Genomic DNA, 18,328 nt, shown 5'->3' with positions numbered 1-18,328 from the left:
AGCAGCGGGAACGAGGCGGGGCGCACGCCGAAGCCGAGCCGGCCAACCAGCAGCACCACCGACGCGAGCATGAGGATGGTGAGGAAGCACCCGAGCGCTTTGCCGCCCAGGATGCGCCAGCGCTCGAGCGGTGCGACCCGCAGTCGGATCAGCGTGCCGCGCTGGCGCTCGTTGACGAGGCCGAGCGCGAAGCCGAGCGCGCACGACACCACCGCCCACATCACGCCCTGCGGAAAGCTGATCTCGTAGGCGTTGCGCGGGCCTTTGACCTGGCGTGCGATGTCGCGGCTCCTGAAGCGCAGCGGCTCGAAGCCGCCGGCCGCACCCGTGCTTCCGGTCGGCCGCTTCGAAGCGTTGCTTTGCATGAAGGTGTCGCGCGCGGCGCGTTTCATGAGTACGCCCTGCAGCATGCCGCTCTCGGCGCGACGCGACGGATCCATGCCCAGTTCGACCTCGGGGCCGCCACCCGCGAACGTGCGGCCGCGCGCGGCACCGAAGCCGCTCGGCAGCCGCACGAACGCGGTCTGGCGTCCGAGTTTCACGGCGTTCTCGGCCTCGGCGAGCGTCATGCGGGTGACGCGTAACTCGGGCGAAGCGGCGAGCGAGTCGGCGAAGGTGCGCGAGACCGTGGTGGTGTCTTCGTCGACGACCGCCAGCTTGATGCCGCCGGCCGGACCGCTCGAGGAGCCGCCCGAGAACAGCGTGCCGAAGAAGATCGCCATCACGATCGGAAAGCCGAATGTGAAGAAGCCCCCCATGCGATCACGCAGCAGCAGCTTGAAGTCCTTCGCCACCATCGCGAGCAGGGTGTCCATCAGTCCCTCAACTGCCGGCCGGTCAGGTGCAGGAACACGCTTTCGAGATCGGGCCGTTCGACTCGAAAGCGCCCGAGCGTTCCGGCGCTGCGCCGCTCGGACAGGACTTGAAACGGATCCGCGGTTTCGACGCGTTCGTCGGGGCCGCCGTTCTCGAACACCACGGCACTCGCACCACCGTGCGTCGCGATGAGCTGCGAGACCGAGTCGAGCGCCAGCAGCTTGCCGTGGTCCATGATCCCGACCCGGTCGCACAGCCGCTCGGCTTCCTCCATGTAGTGGGTGGTGTACACGACCGTGCGGCCCGCACGCTTGAGCGCGAGGATGTTGTCGAGGATGGCGTTGCGGGACTGCGGATCGACACCGACCGTCGGCTCGTCGAGCAGCAGCAGTTGCGGCTCGTGCACCAGTGCCGCGGCCATGTTGAGCCGCCGCTGCATGCCGCCCGAGAACGTCTTCACGCGATCGCGACGACGGTCCCCGAGGCCCACGAACGCGAGCGCTCGCTCGACGCCATCCTTGAGCGCCGCACCCCGGAGCCCCTGCATGCGGCCGAAGAACTCGAGGTTCTCGGTCGCCGAGAGGTCGTCATAGAGCGCGATCGACTGCGGCGCCACCCCGACCGCAGCGCGGAACCGCGCGTCGGTGGGTGCTCCGGCGGCCGCACCCACGCAGATACGAACCGTGCCGGAGTCGGGAGCGAGCAGCCCGATCATGAGCGCGACCGTGGTGGACTTGCCGGCCCCGTTGGGGCCCAGCAGGCCGAAGATCTCGCCCGCGCGCACGTCGAACGAGACGCCGTCCACTGCCACGGTCGTGCCGTAGCTCTTGCGCACCTCGCGGAGCTGGATCATGCAGGCTCCGCTGCCGCGGGTGAGCGCGCGCCCGCCGGCGCCTCCGCGATCACCGCGCAGTAGTTGAACGGCCACGGCAGGTGCCGGCACGCCCACGCGCGCAGGAACTCGCCCAGCGGACGGCGCACCGGCTGCGAGAGATTGCCGAAGCGCAGCCACTCGCCTTCATCGGCCAGCGCGATCGCCCAGTGCGCCTCATAGGCGCGACCCCCGAATCGACCCGCATCCACCAGCACCGGCACCGGAAGCCTCCTCGCGAGCGCGGCCCGCAGGGTTTCGAGTGAGCGCGAGGCGCCGAATCCCAACGGCCCCGCGTGGATCCTTTGTACGTGTAAGCCATGGGCACGCAGTGCGGAAGCCAGACGAAAGGCGGTGGTTCCGGCGCCGAACGGTAGATCCGGGGGATGAACGGTCATGATCGCGTCGATCACTTCGCCGTCCGTTCCGGCCAGACGCGGAAGCACTCGCGTGGCGTCGGCGGGCGCGACCTCGAACGGAAGCACCCCGGAACGCGTGGACGCCACACCCGGCGCCAGGTCGGGCGTCGCGCGAAAGTGAGCGGCGAGCACCGTGGCGATCGCCGCCTGTCCGCAGGTGTTCCAGTCGCGGCCGGGACGCGAGTTCACGAACACGCGAGGCGCCGAGGCGCGTTGAGATTCGTTCGTCACGCCGGCTAGGATGCCACATGCGCGAGAAGTGGGATCAGCGTTACTCGGAGTCCGAGTCGCCGTTCGGCTTCGAGCCCAATGACTTCGTCGTCGAGGTCGCGGACCTCATTCCGCCGGGGGCGGTGCTGTGCCTGGCCGAGGGCCAGGGGCGCAACGCGGTCTACCTTGCGGGCCGCGGACACCGCGTCACGGCGATGGATCTGTCCCCGGTCGGGCTCGCGGCCGCAGAGCGCCTCGCGCTCGAGCGCGGCGTGCGGATCGTGACCGAGTGCGCGGACCTCGAGGATTACGCGATCGCCGAAGCGGCGTGGGCCGGAATCGTCTCGGTGTGGGTGCAGGTGGAGCGCCCGCTGCGCGAGGCCATGCACCGCGCGGCGGCGCGCGGCCTGGCACCGGGTGGCGTGCTGGTGATCGAGGCCTACACACCGAGCCAGCTCGAGCGGGCGACCGGCGGGCCCCCGGATGGCGATCGCTTCCCGACTCTGGCGGATCTGCGGCGCGAGCTCGACGGGCTCGAGTTCGAGGTAGCGCGCGAGCACACCCGCGAGATCCATGAAGGTCGCTGTCACAACGGAACTTCGGACGTGGTTCAGGTGGTGGCGCGGCGGCCGCGCCCCGTCGCCTCCGGCGTGTGACGCGGCGGTTCGAGCGTCGTCTAGTAGAGTGTCGGCCCTGGACGTCTGCGGCCAAGCTTTCCGTGTGCTGCCGGTCCTCGGCCCCCGGCCAACTCGCTCAAAGGAGAGGGCTCATGAAGCAGTTGCGACTCGTTTCGGCCGTACTTTTCGGATGCCTGCTCGTCCCGTGCCTGCTGCACGCGGCGCCCACCCCCGCGGCTCCCATCCACGCGATTCGCTGGCTGACCGCTGTGAAGGTGCTGGGAGGCGGCAATACGATTCCGGCCGCGTGGGCGGGCGTATGGCAGGTCGAGGACTCGTTGTACACCGGATGCAACCCGCTGATCCCGTCCAGCACCGATTCGTTTCTCGACACGCTGTGCACCGGGACTTCGGTCGACCCCGACACCACCGGCATCGGCAACTACGATTGCACCGGTACGGTGACCGGCACCACGATCGACATCACCTGCAACGGCAGCTCGATGTTCGGGGATTGCGAGGCTCAGTTCACTTATCACACCCAGGGCACTCGAACGGGTGAAACGATGGTCGTCATCACGACGATCAACACTCACTACGAACCACCTGCGGACTGCTTCGGGTTGCCCGATGACTGCACGCGCATCGTGACTCGTAGCACGCGCATCTCGGCGGAGCCCATCGAGTGCACGACCGCGACCCAGCCGTCGACATGGGGGCAGCTCAAGTCGCGCTATCGGTGAGTCACACGGCTCACCGGATGACGGCGATCCTCTGGGTGCGGACCTCGCGGTCGACCTCGAGACGTCCGAAGTAGATTCCGGCCGGCAGCGAGCGGCCGCGTTCATCACGGCCATCCCAGCGCAGCGCGTGAGCACCCGCGCTGCGCTCGCCGTCCTCGATCGTGCGCATGCGAGCGCCGCTCACATCGAACACCGCCAGCCGCACGTGCGCGCTCCTCGGCAGCTCGAAGCGCAGCGTGGTGCCGCCCACTGCGGGGTTCGGGAACGACGGCAGCAGGCGGAGCGCGAGCGGCTGCGACGGGCGCTCGACGCCGACCAGCGCGATCGGGAGCACGTCGTAGAAGTCCCAGGTGGCCGAGAACGGCGCCGCACCACGCGAGGTGGCGATCACGCCGACCGCAAGGGGCGGCGCGCCGGTCACCGCGGCGTGAAGCGCCGAGCCGGGCGCCAGCACGATGGGCGCGCCGAGCGCCGCGTCCGGCTGACCGAACATGCCGGCGCGCGGCTGCACGGTGGCCGACGAGGGGTCGACGTCGAGCAGGAGATCGACGCCGGTGCCGGCGAGAAAGCCGGGCGCCGGGTAGAGCGTCGAGATGACCACTCCGGCGACTTCGTGCACCACCTCGAGCGCCGGGGAACCTGCATCGCCGGTCAGCACCAGCTTCAGGTAGTCGTCGTCGCCGCCATCGCCGATCACGATGCCGAGTGACTGGGAGCCGGACGGTGCAAGCCCGCCGAAGTACGGCGACGAAACCCGCGAACGCACGCGGAACGGACCCGTCGCGCTGGTGGTGGCGATGCCGAACTGAAACGCGTAGCGCTGGTTGTCGAGTGCTCCCAGTGCGTCGCCGGCCGTCACCGCGTCGACCGTGAACTTGCCGGCCGCACCACCGGCGGTGATCAGCACCGGGTCGTACATCGCGAGGTAGTCGGTCGTGCCGTCGACCATCAGCCCGGTGAACCCGAGCCCGAAGAATCCGAAGCCGGGGCTGCCGGCATCCCAGCTGTATTCGATCGGCAACGTCGCGGCCCCGTTCGTGGCGTCGCGCGCGAACGCGTCCGCGATGTCGAGGATGCCGTCGTCGTCGTCGTCAGGATCGTTCAAGTCCGAAGTGAAATCGTGGTCGAAGTCGGCCGGCAGGTCGGCGGCCGAGCACGGGTTCGAGCTGCCGTCGATTTCGTCGGCGTTGTCGTAGCCGTCGCCATCTTCGTCGAGCGCCGGGTTGTCAGTTCCGTCGCACACGAAGCCGCCACCTTCGTAGTCGGTGGGCTCGAACACGATGATCTGGTTGTCGATGAACTCCGCCACCCAGATGGTGCCGGGGAAGGTGTCGGCATCGGCCTGCGCGGTCACGTCGAGCGGCGTGTTGCCGACATTCGAGAACAGCGTCTGCACCAGACGCGTGCTGTCGCCGTTCACGCTCAGCGCCACGCGCTCGACCGAGTTGTTGAAGCTGCCGGCGAGCAGATCGCCCTGCATCTGGCCGGCGAAGTTCGAAGCGCGATACTCGACGATGCCGTCGGTCGAGAAGTTCCAGGTCGCGAGTGCGCCGTCACCGCCACTGGCGACCGGAACGCCCGGCTCCAGGTATTCGCACTCGACCGGATTGCCGGACGCGACCGGCGACTGCGGAATCGTCGCGTTGAAGGTGTTCGCGGTGCTCGCGCGCGTCGGATTGGGGTGCCCGGCGTAGAACCCGGCGGCCGGAATCAGGTGCAGGTTGTCGACCAGCGTCGCGCTGTTGTTGTCGTTGTCGGCGTTGGTGCAGCCGCTGCCGGGGCCTTCGCCGATCGGCGGGCCGCCCCAGCCGGCGTTGGGACCGTTGTCGATCGCGTACAGCCGGCCGCTCGAATGCACGACCAGGTCGAACGGATTGCGCCACCCGGGCGAGTGCACCTGCACCGGACCGCCGGGTACCAGTCGCGCCTGATTCTTGCCGTCGTTGCCGCCGAACGGATCGTTCGCGTCGTTGACGCCGGCGCGATCCTCGTCGTTGAGGGTCGGCAGGTCGTAGGTGGTGTTGCCGATCGCGGCCAGGTCGACCGACAGGATCGCGCCGGCGAGTGCGTACTCGGGCAGGAACGAGAAGTTGTTCGACGGAGCGCCCATGTTCGTGTTGCCGCCCTGCGCCAGGTAGAGGCGCTGGTTGGCGACGTCGAGAGCCATTCCGTTGGTGGCGTGATCGTTCTCGGAGCGCGGGAAGCCGCGCACCAGGTCGAGATGGTCCCAGCTCGCGCCGTTCCAGCTCAGGCGCGTCAGGATGCCCGAGTTGGTATCGAGATTGATGTCGCCCGCCACGTGGATGCGCGGATCCGACGAGGTCACGTAGATCACCGGGTTGGTCGCGGTCCCGGTCACCAGCAGTCCGGTCACGAGCCGAGTCTCTAGCCCCGAGTTCACGCTGCCGTCGTCGTCGTGGTTCTGAAGCGCCTGAACGCTGAAGATCGTCTCGGTACTGGTGACCGCGTACTGATTCGGGCCGCTGCGGGCGACCCCGTAGATGCGGATCAGCCCGTTCTGCTGCGCGACGTACAGCCGGCCGTCGGGGCCGAACTGAAGTGAGGTCGGATTGGTGAGCACCGTGCCGGTCAGCACCGTCTTGCCGAAGCTGATCACCGGTGTGCTGGTGCCCTGACCATTCAGCGCGATCGTCAACGGCGAGTCGTTGCCGTCGTGTGCGATCTCGATCGACCCCGTGGCGGCTCCTGCGGCGAGTGGCGAAAACGTCACATTGAACGCGCGGCTCTGACCCGGCGCCAGCGACTGCGACGTGAGCGTGTGGGCGAACGGTCCGCTGTTCGTGATGCCCGAGATCGTCAGAGTCGGATCACCCGGGGCGCCGAGATTCGTGAGTACCACCTGGTGCGGCACCGAGGTCTGACCGACTACGATGGTCCCGAATCCGACGCTGCCGGACGACGGCGCGAGCACGCCGCTGGCACTGAGCGTGACGACTTCGATTCCGCGGATCGCGGGATCGTCGAAAGCGGTGTGACGCAGTTCGAGCGAGAGTCCGCCGTCCGAGACCGTTGCGATGAACGACTCCATCCCGGGTGTGTAGCCGCCGAACGCTGCGTAGCTGTCGAAGTCGTCGAGCCTCACCACGCCTTCGCATGCCACGTCGATGCGGCGCGCGCCGACGAACTGCGTGCCCTCATAGGCTTCGGTGAACATCAGGTTCACGCGATAGGTGCCGTTCGGCACCGGGAACTCCCACTGCATCTCGGGGGCGGTGCCGGGATCCCAGCGCTCATCGGCGAACACCGCGAGCGGCACGTAAGCGGGGACCGATGCATGCGGGGGCTGAATCGTGGCGCTCGAGCCGAACACGTTGTCGCCGGTCGCGGTGGCATTCGTGTAGGGCGAGGCGCCGGCGCCTGCGGTGTCGCTGGTCCACCCCGGGCCGCCGTCGAGCGCCGCGACCGCGGGGCCGCCGCAATTCACGCGGTACAGCGCGGTGTCGGCCGACGCCTGCAGTCGAAGGGTCGTGAGCGCGAGAAGCGTCAAGAAAATCGACACGATCGGGCGGGCCCGCAGGCCCGGCCGGCAACCGTCGATTGAATCAGCGAAGTCGTGCGTCGGACGCATGGATTCAGGCCCTGGGGGGTCGAAGGTCACGGCGCGCTGCCCGCCACCGCGACCGCGGCGCAGGCCATACGAGCGAGAAAGAGCTGTCCCACCTTCGTCTAGAGCAGGAATCGGACCGAAATGCCCGGCCAGGGACGCGCCCCCGTTCGACCGCATAAACCGTTGACCGGTCATGAAACGAAAATGCGGAGTGCCCCGAACGTGGCACTCCGCACGATGCCTCGAGTTGTCCGCCGGCGCGGCTGGGGGATTCAGCGATACGAGGGCTTGAGCTTGCCCCAGCTGTGGCGCGCGTTCGGGGTCGGGCCGTCGAAGCGGCACGAAGAAGTTTCAGAGGCGCATGGTGAAATCGCTACGCCTCTTCGCCGGGCTCCGAAACCTCGAACAGCACGCCGCCGAAGCTCTTCGGGTGCAGGAATGCCACCTTGGACCCATGCGCTCCAGGCCGCGGAGCCGAGTCGATCGCTTCGGCTCCGGCGGCGCGAGCGACGTCGAGCGCACGCTGGACGTCGGGCACCTCGAGGCTCACGTGATGCAGTCCCGCACCGCGCTTCTCGATGAACCGCGCCACCGTGTGCTCGGGCGAGCGGGGCTCGAGCAGCTCGAACATCACGGTGCCGACCCGCACGAACACCACGCGCAGCGCCCCCGCGTCGAGCAACTCCTCACCGGCGGGTTGGCCGCCGAGCGCCTTTACGAGCGTCTTCGCGAGCGCGTCGGCGTTCGGAGTCGCGATGGCGATGTGGGAGAGGCGCGACCCCGATGCTGGATCGCGAGGTGTGGGCCTGGAACTCACGTCGAAGCTCCGGGGCGATGCACGCCGAACACACGGCGCAGGGTGTCGCACACCTCGCCGAGCGTCGCGTGAGCGGTGAGCGCGGCGAGGATCGGCGGGACCAGATTGTCGGTGCCGAGTGCGCCGCGTTCGAGCCGCGCGAGTGCCGCATCGCACGCGGCACGGTCACGCTCGGCGCGCCACTGCGCCAGGAACGCGGTGCGCTCGCGCTCGACGCGGCCGTCGGGCTTGAAGGGGGGCGAGGCGGCCGGAGCGTCGTCGGCGAAGCGGTTCACGCCGACGATCACCCGCTCGCCAGCCTCGACCTCGCGCTGCCAGCGGTAGGCGGCCTCGTGGATCTGTTGCTGCACCCAGCCAGTCTCGATCGCGGGGATCATGCCGCCCATGCGATCGATCTTCTCGATCAGCGCGCGCGCGCGCGTCTCGACCTCGGCCGTGAGCGCCTCGACGAAATACGAACCCGCGAGCGGATCGACGGTGTCGGTCACGCCGCTTTCGTGCGCCATCACCTGTTGGGTTCGCAGGGCGAGCAATGCGGCCTCCTGCGATGGGAGTCCGAGTGCCTCGTCGTAGGAGTTGGTGTGCAGCGACTGGGTGCCGCCGAAAATCGCGGCGAGGCCCTGCACCGTCGTGCGCACCACGTTGTTGAGCGGCTGCTGCGCGGTCAGCATCGAGCCCGCGGTTTGAGTATGGAAGCGCAGCTTGAGCGCTTCGGGGTCTTTCACGCCGAATCGCTCGCGCAGCAGCAACGCCCACAGCCGGCGTGCGGCGCGGAACTTGGCCGCCTCTTCGAACAGGTGGTTGTGCGCGTTGAAGAAGAACGAGATCCGGCGGGCGATCTGCGCCACGTCGAGTCCGCGCGTGTGCGCCGCGCCCAGATAGGCAAGCCCGTTCGCGAGCGTGAACGCGACCTCCTGCACCGCGGTGGCTCCCGCCTCCCGCATGTGATAACCGCTCACCGAGATGCTGTTCCACTGCGGCAGCTCGCGGGCGGTGAACTCGAACAGATCGGTGATGAGCCGCAGGCTGGACGCCGGCGGATAGATGTACGTGCCGCGCGCGATGTATTCCTTCAACACGTCGTTCTGAACCGTGCCGCCGAGCGAAACGCGAGGAGTGCCGCGCGCGTCGGCGACCGCCACATAGAACGCGAGCAGCAGCGGCGCGGTCGCGTTGATCGTCATTGAAGTGGTGACGCGATCGAGCGGCAGTTCGTCGAGCAGCGCTTCCATGTCGGCGAGACACGAGATCGCCACTCCGACCTTGCCGACTTCGCCGCGCGCCAGTGCGTGGTCGGAGTCGTAGCCCATCTGGGTCGGCAGATCGAACGCGACCGAGAGCCCGGTCTGCCCCTGCGCGAGCAGGTAGCGGAAGCGCTCGTTGGTCTGCCGCGCGCTACCGAAGCCCGCGTACTGCCGCATCGTCCACACCCGCGAGCGATACATCGACGGGTGGATGCCGCGCGTGAACGGGGCTTCGCCCGGGCGCCCGAGTCGCCGCGCGAGATCGCGCGGTTGCTGCGCGGCCTCGTAGAGCGGCGCGAGTGGAATGCCCGAGGTCGTGACGCGCGCTTCGGGCGCCGATGGACGCGTCGACTTCTTCGTGGCCGATTTCATTGCGCGGCGCTTCTTCACGCCGGCACCGGACCGATCTTGACGAGCGCCTGTCCCGCGCTCACCGACGCGCGCTCGGCGACCAGCACATCCTTGACGATGCCGGCGTGCCGCACGGTGAGTTCGTTCTGCATCTTCATGGCTTCGACGACCACCACCGATTGTCCCGCCTCGACGCGATCGCCGGGCTTCACGCGCACCGCGACCACCAGCCCCGGCATGGGCGCGTTCACGGTTTCACCTGCGCTCACTCCGGCCGCCTGCTGTGCGGCCTGCAGGCGTTTCTCGAGCGGGTGCCTCACTTCGACCGGCAGCAGGCGGCCGCCGAGCGTCACGTCGAGCCGCCCGCGTTCGGGCTGTGCCACGCGCACTTCGTAGGAGCGGCCCTCGATCAACAGCGAGTAGACCTCGCCGTCTTGCAGCCGCCGAAAGTCGGCCTCGAGGTGACGGCCCTCGACGTCGAGCAGCAGCCGATCTCCGTCGGTGCGGAACTCGACCTCGGCGTCGCGCCCTTCGAGCGTGACCCAGAACTTCATCGCGTTCTCCCGCGCGTGGCCGGAGCACCCCAGCGCCAGGCCGAGCGCACCGAACTGCTCTCGACGCCATCGCGCTCCGGCAATCCGACGGCGAGGCGCTCTTCGCGCGCGTGCAGTGCGGCCGCGACCGTCGCCACTTCGAGATCGGCGGCCGACGGGGCGAGTGACGCGGCCGAGAAGTGCTCGTCGAGAAAGCGCGTGCTCAATCGGCCTGCCACGAATTCCGGGTGCGAGGCGAGCCAGCGGTGAAAGGTCAGGTTGTGGCGAGGTCCATCGAGTACGAACTCGTCGATCGCGCGCAGCAGCCGCCTGCGAGCCTGCTCGCGGTCGCTGCCCCACACAATCAGCTTGGAGAGCAGCGAGTCGTAGAACATCGGCACGGTGTAGCCGCGGTAGATGCCGGCGTCGTTTCGAACTCCGGGGCCCTGGGGCAGGCGCAGACGCTCGATGCGGCCGACCGAGGGCAGGAAATTGCGCGACGGATCCTCGGCGATGATTCGCGCTTCCATCGACCAGCCGCGCGGTTCGGGCGGCTGGTCGCCGAACGACGGCGCGCGTCCCTCGGCGACGCGGATCTGTTCCGCCACCAGGTCGAGCCCGGTCACCATTTCGGTCACGGGATGTTCCACCTGCAGCCGCGTGTTGACCTCGAGGAAGTAAAAGCATCCCTGCTCGTCGAGGATGAACTCGACCGTTCCGGCGTTCCGATAGCCGACCTGTTTCGCCACCTTGCAGGCCGCGGCGCCGAATGCGGCACGCGTCTTCGCGTCGAAGGCGGGCGAAGGTGTTTCCTCGAGCAGCTTCTGGTGGCGGCGCTGCACCGAGCACTCGCGCTCGCCGAGGAAGTGGACGCGACCGTCCGCGTCGGCGAGGATTTGTGCCTCGACGTGGCGGGGCCGCTCGACGAATCGCTCGAGGTAGACACGCTCGTCGCCGAACGCACTGCGCGCTTCGCCACGCGTGACTTCCCAAGCGGCGCTCAACTCGTCGGCGCTGCGCACCACCCGCATGCCCTTGCCGCCGCCGCCGGCCGCGGCCTTGAGCATGACCGGAAAACCGATCGCGCCCGCGGCTTCTGCGGCCGCTACGAGCGAATCGACCGCGCCGCGGGACGCCGGCACCATCGGAACGCCGGCCGCCGCCGCGGCTGCGCGTGCGGCGAGCTTGTCGCCGAGTCCGTCGATGGTCTCGGGCGATGGCCCGATGAACGTGATGCCGGCCGCGGCGCACGCGCGTGCGAACTCGGCGTTCTCGGCGAAGAAACCGTAGCCCGGGTGAATGGCATCCGCGCGCACGCGCTTCGCGGTCTCGAGCACGCGTTCGAGATTCAGATAGCTCTCGCGCGCCGGACCGGCGCCCACGCCGTAGGCTTCGTCGGCGAGCAGCACGTGCAGCGACTCGCGATCGGGCTCGCTGAAGATCGCGACCGACGTGATGTCAAGTTCGCGCAGCGTGCGAATCACGCGCACCGCGATCTCACCGCGATTCGCGATCAGCACGCGTTTGAAGCGCGCCGGGCTCACGCGCCCTCCAGCACCACGCACGCGACCGCAAGGCCGCCGTCGTGGGTGATGGACAGGTGCGAACTGGTGCAACCGAGCGCCTCGTAGCGTTCGAGTGCTGCGCCGAAAAAGCGCAGTGTGGGAACGCGCCCGCCGGGTTGGATGACCTCGATCAGTTTGAACGCCACGCCTGCGCTCATTCCGGTGCCGAGTGCCTTGGAAGCGGCTTCCTTGGCGGCGAAGCGCGCGGCCAGGTGCGGGAGCGGATCCTTGTGGCCGCGGCAGTAGTCGAGCTCTTCGACGGTGAAGATTCGCGCTTCCATGCGCTTGCCGAAGCGCTCGAGCGACTCGGAGATGCGCTCCACCTTGACGATGTCGATGCCGATGCCGCGAACGGGCACGAGACTCTCCGGGGCGTGGGGAAGCGGCGACTCTATGGAGCGGTCGAGCGCAGGGTCAAGCGCGCGCCGCGCGGTTCACCACGTGAACTCGAGCCGCATCCGCACGGTGCGTGAAGCCTGATCGAGGCGCGGATCGAACACCCGCACCCAGCCCGCCGGCTGGGAGCCGCTTCCGGTGTCCCAGAACGCCCCACCGAGCCCGGTCTGGGTGCGAAACGCGCCGTAGTCGTCGAGTCGCGAGTTGATCTCGGGATGCGGGAAGCCATCGAGCGTGGCGCGAGCGGGGCCGCGATGGTCGAATAGGTTGCGGACTTCGAGACCCACGGCGAAGCGCTCGAAACGCGGCAGCGTGGTGTGCACCGCCAGCTCGGTGGACTCGGTCCACGGCAGGCGCCGCGAATTCACTGCCCCCGCGTCGATGTCGGCCACGCCCTGCTCGCGCGGGGTCCACGGCGTGCCGCTCGCGATCCATGCATGGACGTCGATCGAGGTCGAGCGATGCACGGCCTGGTGCAACGAGAGATTGAGCTGATGTCGTCGGTCCCAGTCGAGCGGCGCGTCCTGAATCGGCGCGGGCCGCGGCCCGAATCGCGGACCGACCGGGAATCCCTCCGCCAGCGAACTGTTGCCGCGCGCATCCATGATCGTGTAGGTGACCTCTCCGCGTGCGTACCGCGCGTTCCAGCTGAACGTCGCCTCGACGCCGCCGGCGTGGCCGGCATCCACACCCTCGAAGCGTGAGCCGAGGCCCTGGTTCCTCACGTCGATCGCGCGCGCGCCCGGCTCGTCGTACCACTCGCGATAGAACACGCCGATCTGCACGCGCGACCCGGCTCCGATCACGTGCTGAAGGGCGGCCTCGTAGGTGATCGCCGTCGCGGGTTCGATCCCGGCGTTGCCGAGCGGTGTGCGCCAGTCCACCTGGCCGCGCGAATCGTAGAGAAAGTCTCGCGCCGGATCCTGTTGAAGTCTCGCGTAGGCGAACGAGAACGCGTCGCGATCCGAGATCGGATACGCGAGCCCGATCCGCGGACTGAGCGAAAAGTAGCCGCCCGGCCGGCCGGGCATCGGCTGCGATTCGGCGTCCGAGCCGGGCGTGAACCACTCGCCGCGCAGTCCCGCGTTCAGCACGAAGCCTTCGAAGGCCCAGCGCGACTGAACGTATCCGAACGCGCCGGGCGCCGAAGTGTCGAACGCACGCAGCGAATCCACACCGGTGCCGAGCGTGGTGAGATCCCACTCGCGCAGATTCAGATCATCCCAACGCCCGCCGAGGCCCGCTCGGATGCGGTGACCCTGGCGGGTGAATCGATCGAGGTCGGCGCGCGCATGCCACGATCGCGTGAGTTCGCGCCGGAAGAACGGCCAGTCGCCGCCGTAGGCGAGGAACGGATCACCGGCGGGACTGCCGGGATATCCGTAGAGCGGGACTTGTCGCGCGAAGAGGTAGGAGTCGTCGTTCCCGCCGCCGACCGAGGTGATGCGGTGTGTGGCGCTCCAGCCGAGTCGCATCGAGACGCGCGACAGGGTCTCGGCGCTCGCCCAGGTGAAGAACGCGGCGAGTCGCCGGTCGTCGGTGATCGGCACGTGATCCGCGGCGCGATAGAAGTAGTCCGCCGACGCGGAGTCCACCACCCCGGGCCCCTGGGCGCACAACGGGCCGATGCAATCGTTCACCGGGCCATTCACCGTCCAACCGGGGTCGAACGGCAGCTCGACCCGCCGTGTGGCGAGCAGATGAAGTCGAGGCCCGGAACGCCCCGCGATGGGCGCGATGCGAAGCGAGCCTGAAGCCGCGTTGTCCGCTCGCCAGCCGAACGAACCGCCCAGCAGTGAGGTGCGCGAGCGCGAGCGCGAGCGCAGATTCGGCAACCACGTGTCGTCGAGCCGACCCTCGGCGGCCGCGACCGCCCCGAAGCCGGCGGCCAGCGGCCCCGCGACCACTCCGCTCGCACGGTCGTAGTGCGTGCCGGTTCGTGCGTCCGAAGTCCACAGGACTCGCACCCGCCAGGTCGCCGTGGGCTCCAGTGGCTCGAGGCGCAAGGTGCCGGCGAGTGTGGCGCCCTCTTGCGCCTCGAGCGCGCCGGTCGCCAGTTCCGCCCGCGCGAGTGCCGCGAGCGGAACTTCCATCATGCGGTGGCGGATCGGTTCGTCGAGCGGCATTCCGTCGAACCAGGTACTGGAGGTGCCGACGCGGCCCCCGCGCACCGAGAGTCCGTCGGCGGTCACGACGACGCCCGGCTGCAGCGCGATCGCGTCCACCAGCCGATCGAGCGGCAGTCCGCGAAGGGCCGCGAAGGAAACGACGCGGAGCGTCTGGCTCGAGCGCGGATCGAGCAGTCGCGCCCGCACCTCGACCGAGTCCATCTGGCGCACCACGCGCGCTGAGTCGGCGGCCGCGAAGGCGGTCCACGCCAACGCGAGCGAGAGTTGCGGGCAGGAGCAGCTCGTGAGCATCAGCGTGAGCAGAGTCGAAAGCGACGACACGTGCGGCCTCCGGTCGGCGCGAGCGCTGGAAACGCGCTCGGCCGGGTGTCAGGCGCCCGGCCGTTGGGGCACACTGGCGTCGGTTCGGGTGCAGCGTCAAGGTCCGCCGGCGGGTCTCGACCCGCTTGACGCCCTCGCCGCGGCTCCCTAGTGTTCCCGCCCGAACGTTACGCCGCAGTTGGACTTGGGTCCGACCGGCGCCCCGCGCCCGCCAGCCATGGTGAGGCGCCTCGATCGAACGACGCGGCCTCCATGGCCCTGACCTACGAACTCGAAGCCACCGACACCCAGACGACGGCTCGCGCCGGCACGCTGCGCACGCTTCACGGCGAAGTGCGCACGCCGGTGTTCATGCCAGTCGGAACCCAGGCCACGGTCAAGACGCTGACCCCCGACGAGGTGGCGGCGACCGGCGCCCGGATTCTGCTCGGCAATACGTATCACCTGTACCTGAGACCCGGCGTCGACACGGTACGGGAACTCGGCGGGCTGCATCGCTTCATGAGCTGGAACGGCGCGATCCTCACCGACAGCGGCGGCTTCCAGGTCATGAGCCTGTCGGAACTTCGCAAGGTCACCGACGAAGGGGTGGAGTTCCGGTCGCATCTCGATGGCAGCCGGCACTTCATGCGGCCCGAAGACTCGATCCGAATTCAGGATGGATTCGGCACGGACATCGCGATGTCATTTGACGAACTGGTGGAGCTGCCGGCCGAGCCGGCGGTGGTGAGCGACGCAGTCGATCGCACGCTTCGGTGGGCGCGGCGCGGACTCGAGGAGCGCGAGCGGCTGCGCGGCGAGGGCCGCGGCGCGATGGCATTGTTCGGAATCAACCAGGGCGGCACCGACGCGAACCAGCGGCGGCGTTGCTTCGAGCAGCTCGGAGCGATGCCGTTCGACGGCTTCGCGCTCGGCGGCCTGTGGGTGGGCGAGAGCCGTTCGCTGTCGCTCGAAATGGTGGAGCGCGACTGCGCGGAGTTCCCGGCCGCGAAGCCGCGCTATCTGATGGGGGTCGGTCACCCGGTCGACGTGATCGAAGCGGTGGCGCGCGGGGTCGACATGTTCGACTGCGTGCTGCCGACCCGTAACGCCCGGCGCGGGACGGTGTTCGTTTCGAGCGGGAGGCTGGTGGTCAAGAACGCGGCGTACGCCCGCGATCCGCGACCGCTCGACCTGGAATGTGATTGCTACACGTGTCGAAACTTCAGCCGCGCTTACCTGCGACACCTGTTCGCAAGTGACGAGTTGCTGGGACCGCGGCTCGCATCGCTGCATGCCGTTCATCAGATGGTGCAACTCGCGCTTGAAGCGCGCGAGGCGATTCTCGCGGGACGCTTCGCCGCGTTTCGCGCGCAGTACTTGGAAAGATTTCGCAGCGGCGACACCCTCGCCACGGCGCTCGACCCCGACCCGGACGGCCGTCCGGTGACGGCGGGCCCGACTCTCTAGAAGGAAACCCGCGACGATGTTCCTGTGGACCGATGCCTTCGCTCAGGCTGCCGGCGGTGCCGCCAAGGCCGCCGATCCCAAGATGGCGATCCTCATTCAGGTGCTCCAGTTCGTCCCGATCTTCCTGATTCTCTACTTCCTGCTGATCCGCCCGCAGCAGAAGCGCCAGAAGGACGCCGAGAAGATGCTGAAGAACCTGAAGAAGGGCGATCGCGTGCTCACCACCGGCGGCCTGTTCGGAACCGTTGTCGGCATCGATGACAACAAGGCCGTGCTGCGCGTCGCCGACGACGTGAAGCTCGAGTTCTCCAAGTCGGCGGTGGTTCAGGTGCTTGCGGAGGAGGGCAAGTAGTGTCGATTCGTTCGATCCGCATTTATGGCGATCCGGTGTTGCGCGAACGCGCTCGACCGGTCACCGAATTCGACGACGCCCTGCGCGAGCTGGTCGCCGACCTGTACGAGACCATGGTCGCGTACAACGGGGTCGGTCTCGCAGCTCCGCAGGTAGGCATCCCGCACCGCTTGCTCGTCATCGACCTGCCGCTCGACGATGAGACGCGCGCGCGCTTCGCGCTGATCAATCCCGAGCTTTCGGAACGCTCGGGAAGCGAAGGGGGCGAAGAAGGCTGCCTGTCGATTCCGGGCGTCTACGACGAGGTGAAGCGCGCCACGCGCATGCGTGTGAAGGGGCTCGACGAACACGGTCGACCGCTCGACTTCGAAGCGTCCGGCTACCTGGCGCGTGCGATTCAGCACGAGGTCGATCATCTCGACGGCGTGCTGTTCATCGACCGGCTCTCGCCGCTGCGGCGCCAGTTCCTGCGCGGCAAGCTCGAGGGGCTCAAGCGCGGCGAGATGCCGGATGGCTATCCGCAGCATGAACGCGGCGAGGGGCTCGGGTGAGTCGTCCGCGCGTGGTGTTCATGGGCACGCCCGCGTTCGCGGTTCCTGCGCTGGAAGCGGTGGCCGAGGCATGCGATGTCACGCTGGTGGTGACGCAGCCCGACCGCCCGAAGGGGCGGGGACTCGCGCTGGCGGAGTCCGAGGTCGCAACCGCTGCGGCGCGTATCGGTGTGCGCGAGATCTACAAGCCCGCGGACGCCCGCACTGCGGAAACACTGGCGCGCGTGCGAGCCGCCGCCCCCGATCTGGCGGCGGTGGTGGCGTTCGGCGCGATCCTGCCGGCCGAGCTGCTCGCGGCACCACGGCTCGGCTGCATCAATCTGCACGGCTCGCTGCTGCCCGACTACCGTGGCGCCTCGCCGGTACAGCGCGCGCTGTGGGACGGGCGGGCGATGACCGGCGTCACCACGATGTGGATGGACGAGGGCATCGACACCGGTGATCTGATCCTGCAGCGCTGCGAACCGATCCGCGCCGAAGATGACGCGGGCTCGCTCGCGACGCGGCTCGCAAACGTCGGCGCGCCACTGCTGGCCGAGAGTCTGCTGGCCGCGCACGCCGGCAACGCTGCACGCGCGCCGCAGGATCGCACCGCCGGAAGCTATGCGCGCAAGCTCAAGAAGCGCGATGGCGCGATGGACTGGACGCTCGACGCGATCGCGTTGTGGAACCGAGCGCGCGCGGTCACTCCGTGGCCGGGAGCCTTCACGGAGGGAGCGGGGCGCCGGCTGGTGGTGACGCGGGCGACTCCGATCGACGTTTTGGAGCACGCGGGCGAGCCCGGGCAGGTGGTGGCCGTGGATCGTGATGGCGTGCGAGTGCTGTGCGGCCGCGGAGTGCTGCGGCTCGAACGAGTGAAACCCGAGGGGCGCGCCGAGATGGCTGCGGCCGATTGGGCGCATGGGGCGCGCATCGCTCCGGGGTCGAAGATGAGAAGGATGGAGGAGGTTCAGTCGTGACGACCAAGAAGGCGGTACGCAGCAAGCCCGTTCGTGCGGGTGCATCGAAGCCCCGTGCGGCGAAACCCGCCGGACGTGCTGCGCCGAAGCGCGACCGCGCGGCCGCGCCGCGCCGCGCGAGCGCGAGTGCCGCGCCACGCAGCAGCTCGACTCGCAGCGCCGGCACTCGAGCCACCACCACCCGAGCCACCACCACGCGCGGCCCTGCCACGCGCGGCAGCGCTACGCGTGGCACCTCGACGCGTGCGCCCATCAAGCGCACGACTCTCACGCGCAGCGCTTCGCCGCGTGCGGGCCTCGAGCCGCGTACCCCTCGAAGCCGAACCGCGGAGCCGCGCACCGCGTCACCGCGATCGCGCAGCACCGAGCTTCGCACCACGCGGCCGCGCGTATCCGAGACGCCGCGCGCCACCGAAA

The 18,328-nt window shown here is 68.9% G+C and carries 16 protein-coding genes; 6 read left to right on the top strand and 10 right to left on the bottom strand.

The window, feature by feature from the left end:
- The 3 genes from HOP12_00405 to HOP12_00395 form a co-directional block, all read right to left on the bottom strand.
- Positions 1–815, bottom strand: an 815-nt coding sequence (locus HOP12_00405) for an ABC transporter permease (GenBank protein NOT32612.1), incomplete at its 3' end; no start/stop codon positions are given.
- Positions 815–1,669: an ABC transporter ATP-binding protein gene (locus tag HOP12_00400; protein ID NOT32611.1), complete on the bottom strand. Its 855-nt coding sequence runs from the start codon at positions 1,667–1,669 to the stop codon at positions 815–817. The genes HOP12_00405 and HOP12_00400, both read right to left, overlap by 1 nt.
- Positions 1,666–2,337 (bottom strand): hypothetical protein, encoded by a 672-nt coding sequence (locus HOP12_00395; protein ID NOT32610.1) that lies wholly within the window; start codon positions 2,335–2,337, stop codon positions 1,666–1,668. The genes HOP12_00400 and HOP12_00395 overlap by 4 nt, the downstream gene beginning before the upstream one ends.
- 17 nt (positions 2,338–2,354) lie before the next feature.
- Here HOP12_00395 and HOP12_00390 point away from each other — a divergent pair, with 17 nt between their 5' ends.
- Positions 2,355–2,972, top strand: a complete 618-nt coding sequence (locus HOP12_00390; GenBank protein NOT32609.1) for a class I SAM-dependent methyltransferase — start codon at positions 2,355–2,357, stop codon at positions 2,970–2,972.
- A 113-nt stretch (positions 2,973–3,085) separates the two neighbouring features.
- Complete coding sequence (locus HOP12_00385; protein ID NOT32608.1) at positions 3,086–3,676, top strand: hypothetical protein; 591 nt, start codon at positions 3,086–3,088, stop codon at positions 3,674–3,676.
- 10 nt (positions 3,677–3,686) lie between these two features.
- Here HOP12_00385 and HOP12_00380 read toward each other — a convergent pair whose 3' ends face one another.
- The 7 genes from HOP12_00380 to HOP12_00350 form a co-directional block, all read right to left on the bottom strand.
- Positions 3,687–7,184, bottom strand: coding sequence for a choice-of-anchor D domain-containing protein (locus tag HOP12_00380; protein NOT32607.1), 3,498 nt, complete (start codon positions 7,182–7,184; stop codon positions 3,687–3,689).
- Positions 7,185–7,617: 433 nt separating this feature from the next.
- Complete coding sequence (gene mce, locus HOP12_00375) at positions 7,618–8,061, bottom strand: methylmalonyl-CoA epimerase (GenBank protein ID NOT32606.1); 444 nt, start codon at positions 8,059–8,061, stop codon at positions 7,618–7,620.
- Positions 8,058–9,677 (bottom strand): methylmalonyl-CoA mutase, encoded by a 1,620-nt coding sequence (locus HOP12_00370; GenBank protein ID NOT32605.1) that lies wholly within the window; start codon positions 9,675–9,677, stop codon positions 8,058–8,060. Before HOP12_00370 ends, mce begins: the two co-directional genes overlap by 4 nt.
- 14 nt (positions 9,678–9,691) lie before the next feature.
- Positions 9,692–10,210, bottom strand: a complete 519-nt coding sequence (locus HOP12_00365) for a biotin/lipoyl-binding protein (protein ID NOT32604.1) — start codon at positions 10,208–10,210, stop codon at positions 9,692–9,694.
- On the bottom strand, positions 10,207–11,733 hold the full coding sequence (locus HOP12_00360) for an acetyl-CoA carboxylase biotin carboxylase subunit (GenBank protein ID NOT32603.1): 1,527 nt from the start codon (positions 11,731–11,733) through the stop codon (positions 10,207–10,209). Before HOP12_00360 ends, HOP12_00365 begins: the two co-directional genes overlap by 4 nt.
- Positions 11,730–12,113 (bottom strand): holo-ACP synthase, encoded by a 384-nt coding sequence (gene acpS / locus HOP12_00355; protein ID NOT32602.1) that lies wholly within the window; start codon positions 12,111–12,113, stop codon positions 11,730–11,732. The genes HOP12_00360 and acpS overlap by 4 nt, the downstream gene beginning before the upstream one ends.
- 75 nt (positions 12,114–12,188) lie before the next feature.
- Entirely contained in the window at positions 12,189–14,600 is a 2,412-nt protein-coding gene (locus HOP12_00350; GenBank protein ID NOT32601.1) for a TonB-dependent receptor, read from the bottom strand.
- Between the two features lie 252 nt (positions 14,601–14,852).
- Here HOP12_00350 and tgt point away from each other — a divergent pair, with 252 nt between their 5' ends.
- From tgt to HOP12_00330, 4 genes are read left to right on the top strand one after another with little or no spacing between them, the layout of a single operon-like run.
- Positions 14,853–16,049 (top strand): tRNA guanosine(34) transglycosylase Tgt, encoded by a 1,197-nt coding sequence (gene tgt, locus HOP12_00345; GenBank protein ID NOT32600.1) that lies wholly within the window; start codon positions 14,853–14,855, stop codon positions 16,047–16,049.
- A 16-nt stretch (positions 16,050–16,065) separates the two neighbouring features.
- Positions 16,066–16,401, top strand: a complete 336-nt coding sequence (yajC, locus tag HOP12_00340; GenBank protein NOT32599.1) for a preprotein translocase subunit YajC — start codon at positions 16,066–16,068, stop codon at positions 16,399–16,401.
- Complete coding sequence (def, locus tag HOP12_00335) at positions 16,401–16,952, top strand: peptide deformylase (GenBank protein NOT32598.1); 552 nt, start codon at positions 16,401–16,403, stop codon at positions 16,950–16,952. Before yajC ends, def begins: the two co-directional genes overlap by 1 nt.
- Positions 16,949–17,911, top strand: a complete 963-nt coding sequence (locus HOP12_00330; GenBank protein ID NOT32597.1) for a methionyl-tRNA formyltransferase — start codon at positions 16,949–16,951, stop codon at positions 17,909–17,911. Before def ends, HOP12_00330 begins: the two co-directional genes overlap by 4 nt.
- Positions 17,912–18,328 lie beyond the last annotated feature (417 nt).

The organism is Candidatus Eisenbacteria bacterium (assembly GCA_013140805.1).
GTDB lineage: Bacteria > Eisenbacteria > RBG-16-71-46 > RBG-16-71-46 > RBG-16-71-46 > JABFRW01.
Note: the sequence above shows the minus strand (reverse complement) of the source record. Positions and strands in the feature narration are given on the sequence as shown.

Bases quoted from the DNA above. Each gene is read 5' to 3' on its own strand.
- HOP12_00365 (NOT32604.1), bottom strand. From the start codon at position 10,210: ATGAAGTTCTGGGTCACGCTCGAAGGGCGCGACGCCGAGGTCGAGTTC.
- HOP12_00400 (NOT32611.1), bottom strand. From the start codon at position 1,669: ATGATCCAGCTCCGCGAGGTGCGCAAGAGCTACGGCACGACCGTGGCA.
- HOP12_00385 (NOT32608.1), top strand. From the start codon at position 3,086: ATGAAGCAGTTGCGACTCGTTTCGGCCGTACTTTTCGGATGCCTGCTC.
- yajC (NOT32599.1), top strand. From the start codon at position 16,066: ATGTTCCTGTGGACCGATGCCTTCGCTCAGGCTGCCGGCGGTGCCGCC.
- tgt (NOT32600.1), top strand. From the start codon at position 14,853: ATGGCCCTGACCTACGAACTCGAAGCCACCGACACCCAGACGACGGCT.
- HOP12_00370 (NOT32605.1), bottom strand. From the start codon at position 9,677: ATGAAATCGGCCACGAAGAAGTCGACGCGTCCATCGGCGCCCGAAGCG.
- HOP12_00390 (NOT32609.1), top strand. From the start codon at position 2,355: ATGCGCGAGAAGTGGGATCAGCGTTACTCGGAGTCCGAGTCGCCGTTC.